Below are 23,605 nucleotides of genomic sequence, written 5' to 3' on the forward strand. Positions count from 1 at the left end.
GTTCTCTATCTTACTTGTTCTAATAATTCATAAACATAATCTTTTGTAGCCAATCCTTCTGAAAATGCTGATGCACTTCCTGTTGCTACACCTAACTTAAATCCATCTTCAATTTTTTCTGAATTTAAATATCCAGCTATAAATCCAGCAACCATTGAATCTCCTGCTCCAACTGAGTTTTTTACTACCCCTTTTGGTACATTACTTGTTGTAACTCCACCATTAGAATCTATTAATACTGCTCCATCTCCAGCCATAGATATAATTACATTTTGTGCTCCCATATCTTTAAGCTTCTTTGCATACTCTATAACTTCTTCTTTACTATTAAGCTTTACCCCAAATAATTCTCCAAGTTCATGATGATTTGGCTTTATTAAAAATGGATTATACTTTAATACTTTTAGTAATGATTCACCAGTTGTATCAACTATAAATTTAACATCTTTCTCTTGAAGTCTTTCCATTATTCTTTCATAAATATCTGTTGGCATTGTTTTTGGAATACTACCTGCTAAAACTAATATATCTCCAGTTGTTAATGTATCTAACTTTGCATAAAGTTTCTCTAATGCTTCTGATGATATATCAGGCCCACCACCATTTATCTCACTTTCAACATCAGCCTTTATTTTTACGTTTATTCTAGACATGCCTTCTTTTAACTTTATGAATTCTGTATCACATCCGAATTCCCTAACTCTTCTTTCTATTTCATCACCAGTAAAACCAGCTATAAATCCAAGTGCTTTGCTTTTAACTCCTAAATTATTTAATACGATTGATACATTAATCCCTTTACCACCAGCATAAACAAATTCATTATTACTTCTATTAACATTTCCTAGATTGAATTCATCCATTTTAACAATATAATCTAAAGCTGGATTAAATGTAATTGTATATATCATTAACTTTCTACCTCCAAAATTTCTGTTTGATGTTTATATCTATTATTCTCTAAATTTGTTGTTATTATTTTAGCATCTTTAATATCTGCAAAAGTTATTGAACTTATTTCATCAAACTTAGATTGATCACATAAAACAAACCTTTTTCTACTTCTATGCAATGCCTCTTCCTTTACCATAGCCTCTTTAACATCAGGTGTTGTAAATCCCCTGTCAATATCAACTCCATTTGTTCCAAAAAAGCCCTTTGTAAAATTATACTTTCTTAAACTATTTACTGTTTCAGCTCCAACTATGGCTTCTGTTGTAAGTTTCAGCTCACCACCTAATATATAAGTTGTACAATTTTTTTTAATAAGTTTTCTTGCATGAACGATTCCATTTGTAACAAATACGGCTTTTGTATTGCTTATAAAATTAATCATAAGCTCTGTAGTTGTTCCTGCATCTATATATACTAAATCATTATCTTCTATTAATGATGCAGCATATTCTGCAATTTTTAACTTTTCATCTATATTTAAAGACTGTCTATTCTCAACAATATCATCAGTTGTATTTATACTTATTTCTTTTAATGATGTAGCTCCTCCATGAACCTTCTTTAATAATCCTGCTTTATCAAGAGCAGTTAAATCTCTTCTAATAGTGGATTCTGAAGTGTTTAAATATTTAACTAAATCATTTAAATAAACTACTGATTCTCTTTCTAACTTTTCTAAAATAAGCTTATGTCTCTCTTCTGATAACATTTACACCACTTCCTTGACTTCATAATACTCTTATTTCAATCATAAGTCAATCATTTTTAATCTTTTTCACGCAAAAACTTTCATTTTCGCTCAAAATCGTTCATTTTTATTCCACCTGTAGATTCTTTTGGAAATAATAGATTTTTTTACACAACAAATAGTTGTAACACCAACTTTTAGTTGCATTTGCAACTATTTTCACAGTATAATGTATTAGGCAGTTCAATACTACTTTTTTTGTATTTATAAACCAACCAGTGACTATCACTTATATTTAAGGAAGGATTTGTTAAAATGAACTCTAACAATGAATATTTAAGTAAATATATCTCCCTTATTCACAGACAAGCAAATGTTTTTTTTACAAAAGAATTTAGCAAGTTTGGATTTGGTAGTGGACAATATATGTTCATGATTCATTTATATAAAAATGATGGAATCAGTCAAGAAGCTTTATCTGAATTAGTAAACATTGATAAAGGTACTACTGCTAAAGCAATAAAAAAGTTAGAAGAATTAGATTTTATAACTCGCTCTAAGGACTCAAATGATAAAAGAATTAATCGAATTTATCTAACTTCTAAATCTATTGATATTAAGAGTGACTTTTTTTCTATTTTAACTAAATGGGAAGCTATGCTTACTAATGAATTAAGTTCTGAGGAAATATCTATTTGCTTAAATATATTAAATAAACTTTCAAAAAATATAACAAATAATGCTTAATTATATAGGAGGACAAAAAATATGAGACATCAAAATCAGTTAGGTGAAGAATCTATTGGAAAATTATTATTAAAATATTCTATTCCAGCAATAATCGGTATGATGGTTAATGCTTTATATAATATTGTAGATAGAATGTTTATTGGACGTATACCAGATGTTGGATCTCTTGCTTTAACAGGAGTTGGAATAACTATGCCTATAATGTCTATTCTTTTAGCATTTGGTATGCTTATTGGAATTGGAACAACTGCAAATATTTCATTAAATCTTGGCCGTGGTAAAAGAGATGATGCTGAGAAACTAATTGGTAGTGCGCTAACATTAAGTTTAATAGTCGGTATTACCATTACAATTATAGGACTTCTTTTCTTAGATCCAATATTAAACATCTTTGGAGCAAGCGAAAATACTTTATTTTATGCTAAACAATATATTACTGTAATTTTAAGCGGATGTACTTTTAATATTCTTTCTTTTGCATTAAATAGTACTGTAAGAGCTGACGGTAATCCTAAACTAGCATCAATAACAATGGTTATTGGATGTGGTACTAATATAGTATTAGACTATTTATTTGTTTTTGTATTAAACATAGGAATTAAAGGGGCAGCCTTTGCAACTGTTATTTCTCAAGCTCTTACATTCTTTATAATACTTTATTACTATACTAAGGGAAATTCTAACTTAAAATTTAAATTTGAAAATTTGAAATTAAAGAAAAATTTAGTTCTGATCACATTTGCTATTGGTATTGCTCCTTTTGCAACTCAAATTGCCAATAGTTTAGTACAAGTTGTTGCTAATAACTCTTTAAAGACCTATGGTAATGATTTATCTATAGGAGCTATGACTATAATAGGATCAATTAACATGGTATTCATGATGCCTATCTTTGGTATTAACCAAGGTTGTCAGCCCATTATTGGATTTAACTATGGTGCTAAAAAATATGATAGAGCTAAAAAGACCTTTGCAATTGCTACTATTGCAGCTACAGTTATTTGTACAATCGGTGGAATTCTAATTCAAGCTTTTCCCGAATTTGCAATAAGCTTATTTAATAATGATCCTAATCTTACTGCTGTTGCTGTAAAAGGGGTTAGAATGTATTTATTAATGATGCCTATAGTTGGAATAAATATTGTTTCAACTAGTTACTTCCAATCAATAGGTAAAGCTAAAATGTCTATGTTTGTTAGTTTACTTAGACAAGTTATATTATTAATTCCATTTACTTTAATACTACCTTTATTTATGGGATTAGATGGAGTTTGGGCTGCAGGTGCTTGTGCCGATTTCTTCTCAATAGTAATAACAATAGTATTAATTTTTAAAGAATTTAAGTGCTTAAATACACTACATCAAGCTGAAATTATTGAAAATGCTTTCTAATTATTAAAAATAAGACTCTACTAGATATCTTTTTCTTATCTAGTGGAGCCCTTACTTTAATATATAGTATTTTATTTATAATATATCCTTTAATGTATATTTAGACATTTCACTTACAAATCCATTTAAAGATTTACAAATAATACCCTTAAGCTTACATTTGTCACTAATCAGAGGACATGTTCCTGCTTCATTCATACATTCAACCAAACTTAAATTTTCTTCTGTTAATAGTAAAACTTTTCCTAAATTAATCTCCTCCGGACTTAATCCCAACTTCAAGCCACCATTTCTTCCCTTAGTTGATATTATATATTCTGTCTTTGCTAATTTATTAATTACCTTCTTTAAATGATGTGTTGATATATCTAATTCTTCAGCCAACTTATCTACTATTGCATTCTCATTAGGATTTTTAGCTAAATATATTAATGCTCTAAATGCATAATCAGTAAACTTTGATAACTGCATAAACAATACTTCCTTTCTTCTAATGTAAAGAAATTATACCATAAATTTAAATGTGTATTTTACTTGCACATTTAAATTGTATATGATATATTAATAACATAGATATAAATAATAATTATTAATTAATAACTTTTATACAAAGGAGATAAATTATGTTAGATCAAAAAACAATAGATATAATAAAGAGTACAGTTCCAGTTTTAAAGGAGCACGGATTAGAAATAACTACTACTTTCTATAAGAATATGTTTGCAAATAATCCTGAAGTAAAGCCATTATTTAATATGGATAAACAAGCTTCAGGGGAACAACCAAAGGCATTAGCTATGACTATATTAGCAGCTGCACAAAATATAGATAACCTTCCAGCAATTTTACCTGTAGTAAAAAAAATCGGAGAAGTACATTGTGATCGTCAAATCACTGAAGGACACTATCCAATAGTTGGTTCAAATTTATTAACTTCAATTAAAGAAGTTCTAGGAGATGCAGCAACTGATGAAGTTATTGAAGCTTGGGGTAAAGCTTATGAGGTTATTGCTAAAATATTTATTAATGTTGAAAAGGAAATTTACGAATCAAGAAAATAATAAAAAAGAGTAGATAGATTTGTTTATTACACAAACCTATCATAAAAAAAATAAGCATAGATGTCTATCACTAAAGTGATTTTCATCTATGCTTATATTGTACAAAATCTATCTACTCTTCTATATATTCTTTTATTTTTTATTTATGAATCTTATTAATTAAATTAATGCTTTTAGTACTTAGTTTCTAACTCTTCTAAAATTAATATATATTTATTCTTTATTTTTTCATTATTAATCTCATAATTTTCACATTCTGTATCTATAAACTTCATCACTTCATAGTCTAAGTTTCTTTCTGCAAATTTATAAATAACTCTATCTTCCTTATCTATATGTCTTGTTAATAAATGTGTATATGAAATTGCATTTGCTATAACATCTAGCTTTGCGTCTTCTTCTCCAGCCTTTACCCTTTCTAAAGCAGTGATTAACTCCCTAACATGTAACCTTCCTAAATCATGCTCTACAAGCATTCCTTGATTAACGGCCTTCTCTGCAGCTTCCCCTAAATATTCTACCATTTTAACAAAAAGTATCTTTTCTTCTTTTTTATGATGATGATTATCTGCATAATTTCTAATAAAATCTATTATCTTATCAAAATCTTCATATACGATCTCTTCACCTTGCAATATTCTAAAACAGCACTTTCTAACTACCTTTAACATTCTTAAAATATACTTATGTTCTTCATTCATTATTTCTATAGCTTTCATACATTTTACTCCTTTTATGCCTTTTTCTAATTGCTTGTAAATTTTCATATAATTTAACATACTAATAATTGCTATTCATTTTGCTAACAAAAGCTTTTATCCATTCACTTCTTAAACTATATTATTAATATACATCAACTTTAACTTTTTCTAAGTAACAATTGTTACAAATAATAAATTAATCTCTATTCACTTCCTATTTATCCTATATTTAAATAAAAAATACTTAAATAATAAATTAATATCATTTAAGTATTTTTATTTGCTCATTTATTATATTTAATATTATTCTGTCAAGCTTTCTGATATAGTTACTAATACTTTACTTTTAACTTTTGCAATTACATTATGCTCTACTCTTGCATCAAATGGCATGAAATCCCCTTTATTTAATTCATATTTTTCACCATTTATAAATTCCATTGACACACTTCCATCATAAACTAAAATACTTGCATATCCATTATGAGTATGGTTAGGCAATCCCTTACCTACATCAAAAACAAAGCAAATAGTTTTAAATTTTTTATTCATAGCTATAATTTCTTTGCCTTCATTAATCTTATCAATATTAGCAACTTTTATAATATCATTATTATTTAAATTCATTTTTTCTCCTTATACATAATATAATTATTCTTCTATATTTATATCAGATGATGATTAATTACTTATTACTACTAATTATATTTTCTTTTATACCTCTTGTTGTAAGCAAGTCTTTAAGTCATCTTCTGGAGTACTTATAGCTCTTAAATCAAAAGTATCAACTAAATATTGAAGTACATTAGGGCTTAAAAATGCTGGAAGTGTTGGACCTAAGAATATTCCTTTTATTCCAAGTGACAATAATGCTAATAAATCAGCTACAGCCTTTTGCTCATACCAAGATATAATTAATGATAATGGTAATCCATTTACATCTGTACCAAAAGCATCTGCAAGTGCTGTTGCAATTCTAACTGCAGAATATGCATCATTACATTGCCCTACATCTAAAAGTCTTGGTAGTCCTGCCACTTCTCCAAACTCTAATTTATTAAATCTGTATTTACCACATGCTAAAGTAAGTATAATACAATCATCTGGTACCATTTTGGCAAATTCAGTATAATAATTTCTTCCTGGTCTTGCTCCATCACAGCCACCAATTAAGAAGAAATGTCTTATCTTACCATCCTTAACTGCATTAACTATTGTTTCTGCATTGCTTAAGGTTGCATGGTGGACAAATCCAACTAATATTTCATGTGGTTCTTGATCTTCTTCATAGCCCCCAAGCTCTAAGGCTTTATTTATTATTTCAGAAAAATCTTTTTTACCATCTTTACCTTTAGCTATATGTTTAACTCCATCCCATCCAACTACACTAGTTGTAAATATTCTATCCTTATATGTTTCTCTTGGTCTCATAAGACAATTTGTAGTCATTAAAATACAACCTGGTATATCATCAAATTCCTTTTGTTGATCTTGCCAAGCACCACCAAAATTACCTACAAGCTGAGAATATTTTTTTAATCCTGGATATCCATGACTTGGTATCATTTCTCCATGAGTATAAATATTTATTCCCTTACCTTCAGTTTGCTCTAATAACATTTCAAGATCTTTTAAATCATGACCTGATACTATAATAAATGGGCCTTTTTTAATATGTACATTTACCTTATGAGGTGATGGATTCTCATAAACTGTAGTATTGGCTTCATCTAATTTCTTCATTACAGCAACACTCATATCTCCAGTTCTCATAGTCCATCTTATCAATTCTTCTACAGATAAATTATCATCGGTTATTGCCTCTAATGCTCTTACATAAAAATTATCGACTTGATCATCATAATACCCAAGTTCTCTTGCTTGATGTCCATATGCACTTATACCATTTAATCCATATAATATTGTTTGTCTTAATGAACGTATATCTGGATCGAGTTCTTGATCATACATTATTCCAGCTTTTTTAGCATCCTTTAACATCTCTGCTTTGCTTTCACTTAAATTATAAGTAGCATGCTCCGTATCATTTTTAATCTTTCCAACTTTTTTTCTCAAAGATTCTTTTATTTTTTGTGACTCTCTTAGCATCTCAACATGTACATCTGCATCAAAGTTTACATTTGTTAATGTTGTAAATAATGAATTTTCAATAAAGCTTACTATACTTTTATCTACATTTTCACCTTTTTCAACTATTTCTTTTGCATAGCAGCTTATACCTTTTATTTGATATATAAGTAAATCTTGAAGTGCTGCTATTTCTGGAGTCTTACCGCATACCCCCATTTTAGTACATCCTTTTCCACAGCTGTTTGTTCACATTGATAACAAAACATAGGATATTCCATTGCCATGTTATTTTCCATGTTAAAACCTCCTTATAATCTTTTAACTTCCCTTATATATTTTTCTAAATTGACCAAAAATATAATTACTTATATAACATATTGGAGGTTTTTTATGAAAATATGCAATTAAGGCTGAGTTTAAATAATTACTAAACTATTCAAACTCAGCCTTTCTTTATAATTGCCCTTTAAGCATTTAGCTTATTCATAACTTCTTCTAACTCTAACCCATGAATGTAACAAGCTTGTTCTAAAGTTTCCATTGTTGCAGATGGACATCCTAAACATCCCATTCCAAATTCACTTAGTATATCAACTGCCTTTGGATTCATTTCTAATATTTCACCGATTGTATTATCCTTATTTATCATAATCAAAATCTCTCCTTTGTATATTATGTAATAACTTTTTCATAATTTTAATTTATTTATTTTAGATTATACACTAAATATTAAATTATATCTGTAACATAAGTTACTATATTTTATCTAAACTTTCTTTTATATTATCCAATAAGCCCATTTTAACATTTATATGCCTTTTTAAGCAATATTGGAGTAACTATAGTTGTAATAATCACCATAATTATTACAGAGGGTAAAAAGTAACTATTCATAATTCCTAATTTCATTCCTTTATTTGCAACAATAAGTGCAACTTCTCCCCTAGATATCATCCCAATTCCTATCTGTATAACTTCACAATTTGAATATCCACATAATTTAGCTCCAAGTCCACAACCAATAACTTTAGTTAACATAGCTACAAATATTAAAACAATGGTCATAATTACAACTGATATACTCATTTTAGGAATGGTCATGTTTATCCCTATACTTGCAAAAAATATAGGTGATAATAACATATAAGACACTATATCAAACCTTTTAGCTATATATTGTGTTTCTCTATTTTTTGATAATACTAACCCTGCAATGAATGCCCCTGTTATATCTGCTACTCCAAAAAAGGCTTCTGCTGAAAATGATAATAATAAACAAATTACAAATGCACCAATAACAAACCTTCTCTTATCAATATCATATTTACTTATCCATTTATCAAAAAATACATATACCAAGTATCCAATAATAAGTGAAAATATAAAAAATCCCATAATTTTTAAAATTACTATCCAAATATTAATTGAACTATCCGCTAGACTACTTACTAGCGTTAAAACTAGAATGCCTAAAATATCATCTATTACAGCAGCGCCTAATATTATATTGGCCGATTTTTCTGACATTTTTCCAAGTTCCTTTAATGTTTCAACCGTTATACTAACTGATGTAGCAGTTAAAATTGTACCTATAAATATATTTTGTAATAATTCACTTACAGTAGTTAAGCTTCCATCATTAAAAATATATGCAACTATAGTTCCACCTATTAATGGAATTATAACTCCTAATAAAGCCACTATAAATGAATGCTTCCCTGTACTTCTTAATCGGCTTATGTCACTTTCTAATCCTGCTGTAAACATCAATACTATTACCCCGAGCTCTGCCATCCTACTTATAAAATCTGTTTCTTGCAATATATTAAGAACTGATGGTCCTAATATTACTCCTGCAAGTAATGCTCCAACAACTTGCGGTAAATTAAATCTTCTTGTCATTAGCCCTAAAAGCTTTGTGCTTAGTAATATTAATGCAATATCTAATAAATATTTATATGACATAATCTCCGCTCCTTTCAGTATAGGAATTTATTTAACTTACTATGTATATAGCATATTTATATATATTTATTTATTAACTTCAAAATTTATACTTCTTTTATAAATAGAAAAACCCTATAGAGTAGACTTTTTTATACTGTCCACTCTATAGGGCAAATCTTAATTTCCTAGTATATCTTTTACAATTTTTAAGTTAATTCAATCTGATACATCCCCTTTTCATTTTACAATATATGTCTGTTCCCCGGAGGTCATACCTTTATTTTACAAATGTTATTTTTACTTTAAATAAATCTCCATCTACACTGATGTTAAAAGTTCCACCTTGAAGTTCAACAAAGCTTTTAGCAATTGCAAGTCCTAATCCAGAACCTTCAGTATTTCTTGATTCATCTCCTCTTATAAATCTTTCTGCTATTGTATCTACATTAAATGTTATTTCTTCTGCAGCCATATTTTTCATTATTATCTCAACATTATTTTTATTTTCAATAATATCAATAAATACTCTTGTATTAGGCATTGCATATTTAGTCATATTAATTACTAAATTTTCAAATACTCTAAATGTACGTTGACTATCTAAAGGTAATATAACTTTTCCTTCTGGCATATTATTTCTAACTGATAAATTTGCTTCTTCAAGTTTATCCTCTAATTCTAATAATGTTTGTTTCATTAAAGATACAACATCAATATTTTCTATATTTAATGCAATATTTCCACTAGTTGCTTTACTCATTTCAAATAAATCTTCTATTAAAACTTGAAGCCTTTGAGACTTTCTATCTAAAGTTTCAATGTATTGTTTACGTTTCTCCTCTGATAGATTTTCATCTTTTAAAAGATCTACATAAGTAATTATTGCTGTTAAAGGAGTTTTTAAATCATGTGATACATTTGATATTAAATCAGTTTTCATTTTTTGACTTTTAATCTCTTCATCAACAGCCTTTTTAAATCCACATTGAATCTTTTCTAAGTCATTCTTAAATCCTTCAAATAACCATAAGTCTTCCTCTATCTTTACATCTAAATTGCCTTCTGCAATTTTACTTGTTGCTTCTCTAAGCTTGCTATATTTTTCACTTATTCTATCAACATATTTTCTTATAACAAAAAATAAAATAATTGAATAAATTATAGCCACAGGAATTCCAAAGAACCAAATAGAAGCTATTATTAACAATATTATTAAGTTTATTATTAATATCTTTATTATTAGTTTATTATTTTTCTCTCTTAAATCAACCTTAGTTACTTCATCTAATATTCCTTTAATAATTCTAATAAAATACATTAATATCATTCCAACTATTGTTCTTCTTTTTATATATTCAATAATTCTAATATTAAACATATATTTAATAACTAATATAAAGAAAAATACTGATGCATAGCTAAATACCCATATTATAAAATTAAATGCCCATATTACTATTTGGGGAATAATTAAATTTGATATCATTTTTGTAAATAACGCTTGGAAATCTCCATTTAAAGTATCGCTTATAAGTCGACCTGATAAAGGACCTAAAGCAGCTATAGCAAATCCAATAATAACTATCCAAATTTCAAATGGAATTTTACTTATTTCCTTAAATAAAACTGCAGATTTAGCCTTTCTAATAGGGAATATTAAAGCTATTAATGCAACAATACTAGCTATTATAAATGCTATACTAGGTCCTATAGTCATATATCCTCTCATATCTGCATTTCGTATTCCCCAACTAATACCATCATATGAAGTTAAAATTTTAGGTATAGCATATACAAATGTAACATTTTTAATTGGATTCATAGTTATATTATAATATCCATTTTCATAATCATTATAATCATTTCTAATAACTGTTAAACTTCTTTCTATATTAGATTTTAGATATTCTTTATCCGCCCCCATACATTCCTTAATATCTATATTTCCATCTGAATCAAAATCAATAATAGCGTAAAATTGATATTCATCTTTATTTACTTCAGATAAATCAATATTATTATTTTCAAATTTCACATTTCCATTTAATTTAGTATTAGTTTTATTATTTGAATTATTATAATACCAATATCTTAAGTTTCCAAACTCCGTAATATTTTTCCAACGCAATACTTTATTATTAAATGCATTCAATCGATTATTTACTTCATTTGCTACATAATTCTCATATTCATCTGAATTTGTAGATAAATTCTTTTTTATGTCTAATAAATATTCACTTGGATTTTCACTTTCCTTAATGGAATCATAATATAATGCATAACTAGACTCTGCTATAGTATTGGCAAATCCATATTCATTAAAATAATCTACCTTTACACTTTTAGCTAATTTATCTATTGTTTTATATGAACTACACATTCCTAAAGCAGCTATAACTATGATTCCTATCATTATTAATGTAGATATAAGCCCTCTACTCTTATATACTTCTTTATTGCTTTTCAATTTTATATCCAACTCCCCACACCACCTTCAAATATTTTGGATTTTTAGGATTAATCTCAATCTTTTCTCTTATCTTTCTTATATGAACCATTATAGTATCAGTATTTATCGCTTGTTCATTCCATACTCTTTCATATATTTCCTCAGCAGCAAATACCCTTCCTGGATTTTTTATAAGTAATGCTAATATTTTAAACTCAATGGGTGTTAGCTTAACTGGCTTTTCATCAACAGTCACTTCTTTAGTATCAAAGTTTAATTCCAATCCACCAACACTATAGATATTTTCTTTAACTTCGGGTTGTTTTACCATATTTAAAAATTTTGAATATCTTCTAAGCTGAGAGTTAACTCTTGCTAATAATTCAAGTGGTCTAAATGGCTTAGTGACATAATCATCTGCTCCTACATTAAGTCCCATTATCTTATCTACTTCTTCTGATTTTGCGGATAACATTATTACAGGAAAATTATGATTTTCTCTAAGTTTCATAACAAAAGTTATACCATCCATTTTAGGCATCATTACATCAACTATTGCTAAATGAATAACTTCTTTTTTTAATACTTCCAAACCTTCTATTCCATTATTTGCTATAAAAACATTATATCCTTGATTTGTTAGATATGCTTCTAGAGCAATTGCTATATCATTTTCATCTTCAACAATTAAAACATTGTATGAGCTCATTTTATCCATTATTGTTTATCCCTCCTTTTTTATTTTACAAACATGTTTACTTACTATATTATCAATAATAATTCTAAAAACTAAACAACAACCATATATAATTCTAAAGATTTTCTAAAAAAATTCCTCAGAAGAAATAAACAAATTTTCTTTCTTCTGAGGAACTATATATCTAACTAAGTTATATACTTTAAAATACTTTCACCTAAAATATATCCTGTTAAAATAAATACACTATTCCATATTAATATTCCAAGAGCTGAATATACTGTATATTTAAAAAAATTCATTTTAAGTACTCCTGCTGGTATTGCAATTATAGTTCTTGCAACTGGAATAAGTCTACTTAAAAATACACCAATATGTCCTTTACTTCTTAAATACTCTAACTTTTCATCTATATACTTCTTTTGCTTTGGAAATTTCTTAGTATATTTGTCTAATAAAAAATTTCCTCCATAAAACCCTAAAAAGTATAAAACCCAACTTCCAATCACTCCAGCAATAACTGATAATATTAGTACAAAAGGAAAATTCATTTCTCCTCTTGATATCCATAATCCTGCTAATGGCATTATTATCCCTGCTGGAAGCCCTGGTAAATTTAAATATTCTAAAAATACAATTATAAATATAAATAATACACCATACTGCGACAAATAATTTAAAATACTATTAGCATCCACATTTTCCCCTCCAATTTTATCCTTTTCCCCCTTATTATAATTCTATAATATATCTAATAAATAAGGAAGATATTATACTAAATCTAAAGAAATTCTTAAAATTTAATATAATAAAAGACTATTACAATTCAATTTGCAATAGTCTTTCTAACCATACCAATTATTAAATTACTTTTTAACTTAAAACTTATTCTACAATTAAAGGCAATTCTACAATGAAAGAGAAAATATATTAGCTAATGACATTCGCACTATTATTTAGTGCGCAATTTAGTTATTTTACACTTTTCACTTCGAACTCTTGGAATCTATACTTTTGACCTGTTGGATTAATCTTCCCCTCTGGAACTTCTTCAATAAACATCTCATAAGGTCTTACAAAAAGTCCACAATCCCCATATAAGGCTCTATAAAGAACCATGGTTTCTTGAGTTTCTGAATGCTTAACAAAGTCTTCAACTAAATATAAATCTCCTTTAAAATGTCTGAAAATCTTTCCCTTAGAATTAGATATATCTCTCATAATTTTTCCTCCGTTAATAATATTTTGTATTTGAAATAAAAGAAACAGTCTGCTATTAACAAACTGCTTCATCTATTATATCATTATTTTCCACTTCAGTATTTACTTCTTCTTCATAAATTAAATACTTTTCATGAACCGTTATAAAGTAATTTCCACAAAGATATAAAGGGTATATTAACCATATCATAGTTATGTTTACATCAAAACTATATTTAGACCAAATCATTAATATAGCAACAAATGAAGAAAGTATTGAAATTCCATTATTAATTATTAATGTTTTAATATCATTTATATTTATAATCTTTAAGTTAATGACAAATAATATTATTGTAAATATTGAGTATAATACTGATTTTAATAAGTTTTCTATATTATAAATATCAACTCCATATTTTTTCATATAAAGTACATATTCAAGCTTTTCCTTGTATTCTTTCCCCATCTTACTCCAAAAATCAAAATCAGACCACTTATTTGGAATCATATCTAACGGAATTGAAATTTTAATGTTTGTAACCTTAAAGAATATAAATACAGAAGCAATAGACATTAAAATATATAGAATCACTAAAACTGGTTTATTTCTTGATTTAAATAAACTAGCTATTATCTTAGTTAAAATCAATACTAAAGCAATAATTGGGAATATTAATGCTATAAACTTAGCTAACATATAATATATATTCCCGCTAATAGCCATTTCATTAATTCCAAACATCATTTTAAAATCTTCGATCTTATTTAATGTTAAATCTGTACCATCTATTGTTAAGCCATCTAAAACCTGTGAAGGATCTTCTGATGCTTGAATCATAATATTAGCTTTAGAACCTTTTAAAATTCCCCTTACAATTAAAGTTCTATCATTATAAACGATCTCTCTACCTACACAGTTACTACTTCCAAACAACTTATAAGATGTATCACTATCTATTAAACATCCCTCTAAATCATCAGTAAATAAGTTTGACCCCTTAACTAATAAATTAGATGAGCCCTTTATAGTTAAAACATCTAAATCACTTGCAGTCTTCCCTAAATCAGGATTATTAGCAGATTGTAATGCTTCTTCCGCCCAGCCTACTATAGCTAACTCTGGATCTGCTTCTTTTATACTCTTAATTATCTCTGTATTATAATTTTCATTTTCAAAATAGAAATTTAAAGTTTTATTTTCACTTCCTATATTATTTGCATAACCTAAAGATATTCCCCAGCACATAATTAAAGCAAATATAAGAATTATTCTAACTATGTGCTTTAAATACCTTATCATTCCGTCTCCAGGCGAACTCTATCGCCATCTTCTACTGCTTTATTGCTATCAATAATTATTTTATCATTTCTTCCTAATACGCCTTCAGTTACCGCTGCATATTCACCATCTCTTTTTTCAACTTTTACATCAACTCTTTTGGCTGTTAACTCTTCACCTAATACAGTTTCTTTTTCAGTAACAACTAATACATAATAATCAGTACCATCACCTTGTCTTAATGCTGCTAAAGGAACACATGTACCATATTTCTTTGATTTACTTGAAACTACAATTTCTCCACTATCATCAATTTCTCCTATTCCTACTGGTAAAACAACTGTTACATTTAAAATATCAGCATTATCTTGATTTCTAGAAATAGAGTCAATAGTTAAATTTTCAATAATACCATAAGTACCTAAATTTAAAGCAACAGTTTGCCCTTGTTTTATTGAGGTTCTATTTTCCTTATCAATTTCTCCAACAAATTTATATCCTTCATTCTTATCTGCAATTGATGCTATAGTATCAGTTGTAACTCCACCATTTTCTGCAACGACACTAGTAACTATCCCTTCTTTTTCTGAAATAATTTTTCCACTAGCATCTAATAAAGGTTGAAGTTTTGCAAGTTCTTTATTATATTCATCAGTTTTAAGAGAGTCCTTTGTATCTTGAAGCGCTCTATCTAAATCTACAGTATCATTTGACTCAACAACAGCTGCATCATACATAGACTTCTTTGATTGATAATCAGAATATAAACTTTCTTCTGTTCCTGGATCCTTTTCTTCATCACTTAACTTTGAATAATTATCTAACGCTTGCTTTGCTGCATTCATTTCATTTAAAGCACTTTGTACAGCTTGCTTTTTTACATTTATAGCCTTATTATAATCTTCTGTAGCACGTGTTAAAGTCTTTTGCTCTTGTGCTATATTTTCTTTAATTTCATTAACCTTTTTCTCTAAGTCTTCAGTATCAAGTTCAACTAAGGTATCTCCAACTTTAATAATTGAACCTTCACTTATATTTACATAATTAATCTTAAGACCTTCAACTACAGAAATTTTTTCTTCTCTATTTTTTACAACTACACCCTTAGCAGTAATTTCATCTACTATTGTTTTAGTCTTTGGCTTATCAACTTTAACTCTTGGTATAGTCATAGAATCTGCTGCCCTAGATAACATTGTACATCCTATCATTAATATTAAAAAAGTAAACAACGCTTTTACAGCTTTTTTCTGTAAAGTATCCTTTCCTTTTTTTATATATTTAAAATTTATAACTTTTTTAATTTTTGCTTTTTTACTCATAAATTATCATTCCTTTACTGCTGATGCTGCAATACCTTGCTCTAAATAGCTTTGTCCTGCGAAAAATACTATTATAGCTGCTATTAATGTTACAGCAGATGCTGTAAATGCTATATCAGCATTTTCTAAAGTAATATTTGGTAAATAAATTGATAATGGCCATAATGTTTTATCTTTTAAAAATGTTAACGGTTGCTCTATTAAGTTCCAATATTCTAAGAATTGTAATACAACTGCAGACATTATTCCTGGCATCCCTAATGGAATACCTATCTTAGCAAAAATAACAAGTTCACTAGCACCATCTACTCTCGCTGATTCAATAATTGACTTTGGTATATTACAGAAAAATCTATACATTATAAATACTGAAAATGTTGAAAATATAGCAGGTAATATTATGCTTCCATGGGTATTAAGAAGATGTAACTTATCTAATACCAAGTAATTTGATAACATTGTAACTTGGAAAGGCATTAACATTACTACTATATAAATGGTAAATAGCACTTTCTTAAAGGGAAACTTATATCTTGCAAATCCCCAAGCTGCTGGAATACCAACTATAAGTTGTCCAGCTACTGATAAAAATACTATTTTTACAGAGTTCCAAAACATTACAAAAAACTCAGGGGTATCAAATAATAATTCAACATATGCCCTTAATGTAGGGTAACTAGGCAATAATCCCCAACTTACATACTCTTTAGACTTTTCAGCAAATATTGGCGCAAGATAAGTATTTAATTCATCTACACTCATAAAAGATCCTGCCAATAAAAATATAACTGGGAAACACATAAATATAGATATTGCAACTAATATAATAAATACTATCCTTTTCTTCATTGTATAAATCACCTCACTCTAATCCTGCTTTTCCCATGTTCTTTGTAATAGCATAATCAATATAAATATTATTATTGCCATAAGTACAGATGCAGCTGCCATTTTACTAAAATCCAATTCTCTAAACCAATTATTAAATAAGTGTTGTAGTAAATACATGCTCTTATCTGGATAATCACCTGCAACTAAATATGCTTCTCTAAATACTTTAAATGAATTAAGAAGGGATAATACTGCTACCGTATATAATGTAGGCTTTAAGCATGGTATTGTTATCTTAGTAAAGCACTGAAAATCACTTGCCCCATCTACCTTAGCTGATTCATATATCTCTTTAGATATAGAATTTAATCCAGCTAACCATAAAATAATATTGTAGCCTAAGTTCTTCCATATATAACTAAATACTAATATCCAAAAAGCCCACCCTGTACTCATCCAATCTTGACCTATCATATTAAACTTATCAAGCATAGCACTTAAAAATCCTTGTTCATGAAAAACAATATTCCATATTAATACTACCGAAGCTATAGGCACTGCCATTGGTATTAAAAATGCCGTTCTTAATACCTTTGATGATTCTGTAAATTTATTTAATACTACAGCTATTATTAATGATGATGATAATAATAATGGTATACATACAAGAACAAATTTTATAGTATTGCTAGCTGCTAGTTTAAAAGCTGAATTATTGAATACTTCAGTATAATTTTGAAATCCTATAAATTCCCTTGAAATTGCACTTTGAAAAGATCTTAAAATTACATCTAAGAAGGGAAGCAGTGTAAATACTGCTACCCCTATTAAACTTGGCAATACAAAATATAAACCAGTATATTTAGTTTTCTTCTTTACTTTTTCTTTTTCAATTTTCTCTGTTTTTGCTTTTCTTATTTCTTTTAATTTGTTTACTTTTAACTCTTCCATATTACTCCGATAAGTATAAATCCAAGTTATCTACAACTGTATTTATAGCATCCTCTAAAGATATTTCACCTTCTGCATATGAAGCAAATTGCTTTGCAACTTCTGTTAATAATTCAATATTTACTGTTGCACCAACATTTAAGCTTTCTATTTCACCTTTTAATCTATTTACATCTTCATCATTAGGGAAAAATTGTGTTATTTCAATTATATTTCCAAACTGATCACTAGATCCCATTGTACCATTAGTATAATGATTTGTTGCTTCATCAAATTCTAATTCATATCCTTCTTCTTTCATTTTTTCTATAGAAAAATTATTTTCAAACTCTTTTGCATTTATACTAAATCCTCCATCAGAATACATTACATTAGAATTAGTATTTATTAATGATGCTATGATTTCCCTAGCTTGCTCTTTATTTTTTCCCTTTGCATTAATTCCAACTATGTTAGATGGAATAAATATATTTTCTTCACCTCTAGTTAAAACCTTATAATCCATTTCAGGTAAATTATTCAAAAGCATAATCATATCCATATAATCATAAGTTCCATCAATTCCACCTAAAGCTAATAATGAATCTTTGTCAAACAAAAATGAAGCTGGAAAAACAGATGGATTTAAATAATGTTGTAAATCATATACTGCATATAACTCCTCATAATCTTCTTCACTATCTGCATCATAAATATACTCTTCATTATCAACACCTATAGAAACCTCTTCATCATATCCTTCTAGTTGAGAATATTTATCTTCCATAGTTGCCATATATGCCTCTTCATTAGCTTGAAGTGCCACATACATTTCATTAGCTTTTTCAAAGAAGTTTCTTAAGGCATCTTCATTTATAGTATTATCTTCATTCAACCAGTCATCTCCATATAAATAATATAATGAATAAACTAAAGACCTTGCATTAAAGTAATCATTAAATATTCTTTTTTCACTTTGTGTAGATAATTTTTTTGTTAACTCAACTAATGAATCTAAATCTGAAACTGAATCAATATCCTCTTTATTTCCTAATAATATTGGATATTTAAATGATGTTGGCATTTGATATATCTTTCCATCATTAGTGTATACATCTGCAATATTCTTGAATATTGTTCCATCCTCTACTAAAGGATTTATAACATCGCTTATATCTTCTAATAATCCTTTTTCAATATATGATTCTGCTGATAAACCATCTAGTATTATTACATCTGGTCCATTTCCAGCCATTATTTCAGTATTCAAAGTTTTAAGTGCATCTGATTGAGTTGTTCCATCATCATAATTTAAGCCAATTTCATATTTAACATAAGTATCTGGATGTTCTTTTGCATATCTTGAAATAGCTTGTCTAATTGAATAATTTTCTAATAATGAATATACTACAAGTTGATTTTCTGGAACTGATGGTATATTTGCATCATAAGCAAAATTAATAATTTCAGATCCTGATCCACCATTAGACCAATTACCAAATACAGTTAAAAATTCGCCATTACTTTTTTCAATAAATGATTGTATATACATTTCTCCATCACCAAAAGATGAAATTGCAGAATCAACTAATTGATTTACCTTTTTACTTTTCATATCATACTCATATAAACCTAAAGTATTATAATAATATATTTTATCCTTACTTCCTGAATTAAGGAAAGTTGGATAGTAATTAGAATTTTCATCTAATGTTGCTTTTTCTAAGGCTTTTAAATTTCCTTTTTCTTTTCCATTAGTAGTATCATATTCTACTATTGAATCAAATTCATATATAAATAATGAATCACCAACTAAGAAAAAGTCATTTATCCATTCTCCTCCTTCATATATATTCTTTTCTTCAAAAGTTTCACCATCAAATTGAACTACTTTTTCATTATTACTACCTGCAGTAAAGAATACGTCTCCATTTGAATTACATTTAAAATTGCTATAACCCATTCCCATTGAGTCATAATCATCATCATTATATATTGAAAGATCTAAATCAATATCAGTTAAATTACCATCTGCATCTACTGTAGCATACTTATATTCAGGTTCTTCATAAATAAATTCATCTCCTACTAATCCATCTTGCTCTTCACCTTCGGCAACCATAGAATCAACAATTACTTCACCTTCACCGACCATAGAATCATTAATTATTCCATCTTCCACTTCTGTAAAAGGCTCTTGAAAATAATAAGATAATAGCATTCTTCCATTACTTAGATATTGTAGATCGCCATATAATTCTTTACCTTCTTCCTTTGGTAACTCTATAGGATTCTCAACCCATGTTTTACCTCCATCTTCAGAGATAAAAGCTACTGGATTACCATCCTCCATTGAATATCCAGTCATACCGATCTTATCCTTGTCCAATAAAGTTAAATTTTGTACGCCAACTCCTTCTGGTACTTCATATCGCTCCTCAACATATCTTCCCATTGAAGATTTTCCTTTACCTTGATTTGAACATCCAACAACGCTTACCATACATGTTGCGGCTAAGGTTATTGAAAGTAATCTTTTAAAACTTATTCCCATATTCCCCTCCATAATATTTAATATTTATAATTTATTTACATCTTATTTCATAATACCATTTATTATAATATTTTTCCACAGAAATACTTTTGTAAATTTCCACAAAATTTTCACAATTTTTTTACAGAAACAAAAAGCTAATAAATTATAAAATAGTATTTTTCTTCACTAATTAGACATATTGTTCACCTAAAAAGTTCCATGTTTTATATTTTTAACTATTTTATATGTAAATTTTACATTATATTCATTAAATTCACATTAATATATTATTAATATTATCTTACAAAATAAAAAAGGAGCTATATAATTCTTAGCTCATCTTAAATACTTATCATTTAATTCATATTTTTTTGATTTTACAATATAATATTAAACTAAAAAAAGTCAGCTATTGCTGACTTTTATATTGCCCACTTTTTGTTTCCTGTAAAGGATACATTCAACCACTTTTTATAATCAATATGCTTAATTGCATCATTTATTTCTTCTCTTACATTATCCATTTGATCTAATGTTTTAAGCTTACTATCTTTATTATAAATAAAATCAATTTCAATTCTAAGTTCACGTCCAACCTTAGATACCCTTGTTATTGATTCTTCAAAATTATACTCTTCTTCAATTTCTTTAACCAATACATAAATATCATCATTTATTTCATCATCTGCTTTTACACATATTACTTCTTTAAAACTTTCTATAAAACTCCTTATAGGTATTCTAATACATAATATAGATACTATTAATGTCATAAATGGATCAACATATGAATTTAAAAAGTTTAATTTAGTATTTTCCAATAACATTGCTATTAAAAAAGCAACTAATACTGCTGCACTTAATGCTGTATCCATAAACCATTGAGTTGATTCAGCCTTGATAAGCTCTGATGACAACTTTTTCTCCTTAATTTTCATATAAAAAGAAATTGCTCCACAACCTATTACTGACACAATTGAATATATAAGTGCTAAACCAATCTCTAAATTATTTCCACCACTAGCTATTGTTTTTACTGCTCCTATTAATGAATATAAACACATAATTGCTATTATTAATGATTTTATTGAAATAACTATTGGTTCTAAAATATGTTTACCAAAAGGAAATTTTTCAAAATCTCTCTTAGCCATATAATTATTAATATAAAGAGATAACATTGATAATATTACACTGATAAATGAGTATAATCCATCGAATATAATCATATCAGAATCTATCGCTCAACCCCATGCAATACCAAATAGTGCAAAGAATAACGCACCTACTACAGATATTTTTAATATTTTATTCTCTAGTTTCATTATTCTCACCTCTATTCTTATTTTTTAAATTTTCTAAACTAGATATTTATATAATATACCAATAAATTAATTTTTGTAATGATTAAAATGCTGAGAAATTGCAACTAATATATCCATTTATCCATATGTAAAATTTTGAAAATAGCTTAAATGTACCTATTTTTATTTAAAATGTACCTATTTAAATATTTTTTTAACATTTTATTTTCAATTTAATGACTTACTAAATATTTATAGCTATTAAATATTGCATTTTTTTATTAGAAAACTTTAACTATATGTTGTTAGAAAATAAGTATATAATATCAAGTGGAACTTATTTTTATAAAGGAGATTATTCACAAATGAAAGAATTATTTGATTTATTTTGGACTTTTTGCAAAATTGGAGCCCTTACCTTTGGTGGCGGCTATGCAATGCTTCCTTTAATACAAAGGGAAATTGTTGAAAATAAAAAGTGGTCGACAGAAAAAGAAATTTTAGATTATTATGCTGTTGGTCAATGTACCCCTGGGGTAATTGCTGTTAACACGGCTACATTTATAGGTTTTAAACTTAAAGGTATTGTTGGAGGAATAGTTGCTACTTTAGGTGTGATTTTTCCATCACTAATCATAATATTAATTATTGCTTCTTTCCTTCAAAGCTTTGCTGATCTGGCTATAGTACAAAGTGCTTTTGCAGGAATAAGAGTTGCTGTAGTTGCCTTAATAATTACTACGGTAATTAAATTATTAAAATCATCTATTAAAGATTATTTAGGAGCTATAATTGCTATCATTACTTTTATAATATCTGCATTCATAGGTTTATCTCCTGTTTACGTAGTAATAGCAGCTGGATTAACTGGATTTATTTCTAAGTCTATAGGAGGTAAAAAGTAATGATATACTTAACTTTATTTTTAGAATTTTTTAAGGTTGGTTTATTTTCTGTTGGTGGTGGACTTTCTACTATTCCATTTTTATATGAACTAGCTGATAAATATAATTGGTTTGATCAAAAAATGTTAATGGATATGATTGCTGTATCACAATCAACTCCTGGTGCTATTGGTGTTAATATGGCCACTTTTGCTGGCTTCCGTGCCTCTGGAATATTAGGTGGAATAATTGCTACATTAGGTTTAGTTACCCCATCTGTCATAGTTATTATTATAATTGCTCATTTCTTAAACAAATTCAAAGAAAGTAGTGCAGTTGAATCAATATTTTATGGCTTAAGACCTGCTGTTGCTGCTCTTATTGCCGCTGCCGGTTATCAAGTATTTAAAGTTTCAATATTAGCTTTAGATAAATTTAATGTTACTCATAAACTGTTAGATTTAATTAATATTAAATCTACTGTGTTATTAATAATACTTATATTTGCTATATCAAAATTCAAAAAGCATCCTATCGTTTATATAGCAAGTGCTGCTATTATAGGAATACTATTTAAATTTTAATA

General features: G+C 27.5%; 22 protein-coding genes and 1 pseudogene. 5 read left to right on the forward strand and 18 right to left on the reverse strand.

What is annotated here, in order from left to right:
• Window positions 1-5 precede the first annotated feature (5 nt).
• Together pfkB and I2E98_RS01615 are read right to left on the reverse strand one after the other, a co-directional pair.
• The gene (gene pfkB, locus I2E98_RS01610) at window positions 6-911 is read right to left on the reverse strand and encodes a 1-phosphofructokinase (protein ID WP_195467232.1); all 906 of its coding nucleotides are present in this window, start codon (window positions 909-911) and stop codon (window positions 6-8) included.
• Window positions 911-1,663, reverse strand: a complete 753-nt coding sequence (locus I2E98_RS01615) for a DeoR/GlpR family DNA-binding transcription regulator (RefSeq protein ID WP_195467233.1) — start codon at window positions 1,661-1,663, stop codon at window positions 911-913. Before I2E98_RS01615 ends, pfkB begins: the two co-directional genes overlap by 1 nt.
• Window positions 1,664-1,957: 294 nt before the next feature.
• Between I2E98_RS01615 and I2E98_RS01620 the strand changes: the two genes are divergently transcribed.
• Both I2E98_RS01620 and I2E98_RS01625 read left to right on the forward strand, forming a co-directional pair.
• Complete coding sequence (locus I2E98_RS01620; RefSeq protein ID WP_195467234.1) at window positions 1,958-2,389, forward strand: MarR family winged helix-turn-helix transcriptional regulator; 432 nt, start codon at window positions 1,958-1,960, stop codon at window positions 2,387-2,389.
• Between the two features lie 21 nt (window positions 2,390-2,410).
• Complete coding sequence (locus I2E98_RS01625; RefSeq protein WP_195467235.1) at window positions 2,411-3,784, forward strand: MATE family efflux transporter; 1,374 nt, start codon at window positions 2,411-2,413, stop codon at window positions 3,782-3,784.
• A 75-nt stretch (window positions 3,785-3,859) separates the two neighbouring features.
• Here I2E98_RS01625 and I2E98_RS01630 read toward each other — a convergent pair whose 3' ends face one another.
• Complete coding sequence (locus I2E98_RS01630; protein WP_195467236.1) at window positions 3,860-4,255, reverse strand: Rrf2 family transcriptional regulator; 396 nt, start codon at window positions 4,253-4,255, stop codon at window positions 3,860-3,862.
• A 152-nt stretch (window positions 4,256-4,407) separates the two neighbouring features.
• On the opposite strand from I2E98_RS01630, the gene I2E98_RS01635 reads away from it, so the two are divergent.
• On the forward strand, window positions 4,408-4,845 hold the full coding sequence (locus I2E98_RS01635) for a globin domain-containing protein (protein WP_195467237.1): 438 nt from the start codon (window positions 4,408-4,410) through the stop codon (window positions 4,843-4,845).
• A 173-nt stretch (window positions 4,846-5,018) separates the two neighbouring features.
• Here I2E98_RS01635 and I2E98_RS01640 read toward each other — a convergent pair whose 3' ends face one another.
• From I2E98_RS01640 to I2E98_RS01710, 15 genes and pseudogenes are all read right to left on the reverse strand, one after another.
• On the reverse strand, window positions 5,019-5,564 hold the full coding sequence (locus tag I2E98_RS01640; protein WP_195467238.1) for a hemerythrin domain-containing protein: 546 nt from the start codon (window positions 5,562-5,564) through the stop codon (window positions 5,019-5,021).
• A gap of 285 nt (window positions 5,565-5,849) precedes the next feature.
• The gene (locus I2E98_RS01645) at window positions 5,850-6,173 is read right to left on the reverse strand and encodes a cupin domain-containing protein (RefSeq protein WP_195467239.1); all 324 of its coding nucleotides are present in this window, start codon (window positions 6,171-6,173) and stop codon (window positions 5,850-5,852) included.
• Between the two features lie 87 nt (window positions 6,174-6,260).
• A pseudogene (gene hcp / locus I2E98_RS01650) lies at window positions 6,261-7,933 on the reverse strand (hydroxylamine reductase).
• 170 nt (window positions 7,934-8,103) lie between these two features.
• Window positions 8,104-8,286: a DUF1858 domain-containing protein gene (locus I2E98_RS01655; protein WP_195467240.1), complete on the reverse strand. Its 183-nt coding sequence runs from the start codon at window positions 8,284-8,286 to the stop codon at window positions 8,104-8,106.
• 152 nt (window positions 8,287-8,438) lie between these two features.
• Entirely contained in the window at window positions 8,439-9,605 is a 1,167-nt protein-coding gene (locus I2E98_RS01660) for a cation:proton antiporter (protein ID WP_347708007.1), read from the reverse strand.
• A gap of 256 nt (window positions 9,606-9,861) precedes the next feature.
• Complete coding sequence (locus I2E98_RS01665; RefSeq protein ID WP_195467242.1) at window positions 9,862-12,063, reverse strand: sensor histidine kinase; 2,202 nt, start codon at window positions 12,061-12,063, stop codon at window positions 9,862-9,864.
• Window positions 12,038-12,742, reverse strand: coding sequence for a response regulator transcription factor (locus I2E98_RS01670; RefSeq protein WP_195467385.1), 705 nt, complete (start codon window positions 12,740-12,742; stop codon window positions 12,038-12,040). The genes I2E98_RS01665 and I2E98_RS01670 overlap by 26 nt, the downstream gene beginning before the upstream one ends.
• A 176-nt stretch (window positions 12,743-12,918) precedes the next feature.
• Window positions 12,919-13,428 carry a DedA family protein gene (locus tag I2E98_RS01675; protein WP_195467243.1) on the reverse strand — a complete coding sequence of 170 codons (510 nt, stop codon included), beginning with the start codon at window positions 13,426-13,428 and terminating at the stop codon, window positions 12,919-12,921.
• A 274-nt stretch (window positions 13,429-13,702) separates the two neighbouring features.
• Window positions 13,703-13,954, reverse strand: a complete 252-nt coding sequence (locus I2E98_RS01680; protein ID WP_195467386.1) for a DUF1653 domain-containing protein — start codon at window positions 13,952-13,954, stop codon at window positions 13,703-13,705.
• A 52-nt stretch (window positions 13,955-14,006) separates the two neighbouring features.
• Window positions 14,007-15,233, reverse strand: a complete 1,227-nt coding sequence (locus tag I2E98_RS01685) for an ABC transporter permease (protein ID WP_195467244.1) — start codon at window positions 15,231-15,233, stop codon at window positions 14,007-14,009.
• Window positions 15,230-16,534, reverse strand: a complete 1,305-nt coding sequence (locus I2E98_RS01690) for a biotin/lipoyl-binding protein (RefSeq protein WP_195467245.1) — start codon at window positions 16,532-16,534, stop codon at window positions 15,230-15,232. The genes I2E98_RS01685 and I2E98_RS01690 overlap by 4 nt, the downstream gene beginning before the upstream one ends.
• 6 nt (window positions 16,535-16,540) lie before the next feature.
• Complete coding sequence (locus tag I2E98_RS01695) at window positions 16,541-17,383, reverse strand: carbohydrate ABC transporter permease (RefSeq protein WP_195467246.1); 843 nt, start codon at window positions 17,381-17,383, stop codon at window positions 16,541-16,543.
• 18 nt (window positions 17,384-17,401) lie between these two features.
• Window positions 17,402-18,316, reverse strand: coding sequence for a sugar ABC transporter permease (locus I2E98_RS01700; protein WP_195467247.1), 915 nt, complete (start codon window positions 18,314-18,316; stop codon window positions 17,402-17,404).
• A gap of 1 nt (window position 18,317) precedes the next feature.
• Window positions 18,318-20,849 carry an extracellular solute-binding protein gene (locus I2E98_RS01705; RefSeq protein ID WP_195467248.1) on the reverse strand — a complete coding sequence of 844 codons (2,532 nt, stop codon included), beginning with the start codon at window positions 20,847-20,849 and terminating at the stop codon, window positions 18,318-18,320.
• A 404-nt stretch (window positions 20,850-21,253) separates the two neighbouring features.
• Window positions 21,254-22,060, reverse strand: a complete 807-nt coding sequence (locus tag I2E98_RS01710; RefSeq protein ID WP_195467249.1) for a cation transporter — start codon at window positions 22,058-22,060, stop codon at window positions 21,254-21,256.
• A 440-nt stretch (window positions 22,061-22,500) separates the two neighbouring features.
• On the opposite strand from I2E98_RS01710, the gene I2E98_RS01715 reads away from it, so the two are divergent.
• Both I2E98_RS01715 and I2E98_RS01720 read left to right on the forward strand, forming a co-directional pair.
• A complete protein-coding gene (locus tag I2E98_RS01715; RefSeq protein WP_195467250.1) occupies window positions 22,501-23,040 on the forward strand; it encodes a chromate transporter in 540 nt (179 codons plus the stop codon).
• Window positions 23,040-23,603 (forward strand): chromate transporter, encoded by a 564-nt coding sequence (locus tag I2E98_RS01720; RefSeq protein ID WP_195467251.1) that lies wholly within the window; start codon window positions 23,040-23,042, stop codon window positions 23,601-23,603. Before I2E98_RS01715 ends, I2E98_RS01720 begins: the two co-directional genes overlap by 1 nt.
• Window positions 23,604-23,605 lie beyond the last annotated feature (2 nt).

Origin of the sequence: Clostridium sp. D43t1_170807_H7 (assembly GCF_015555905.1) — a bacterium.
In the GTDB taxonomy this organism is placed as follows: Bacteria; Bacillota; Clostridia; order Clostridiales; family Clostridiaceae; genus Clostridium.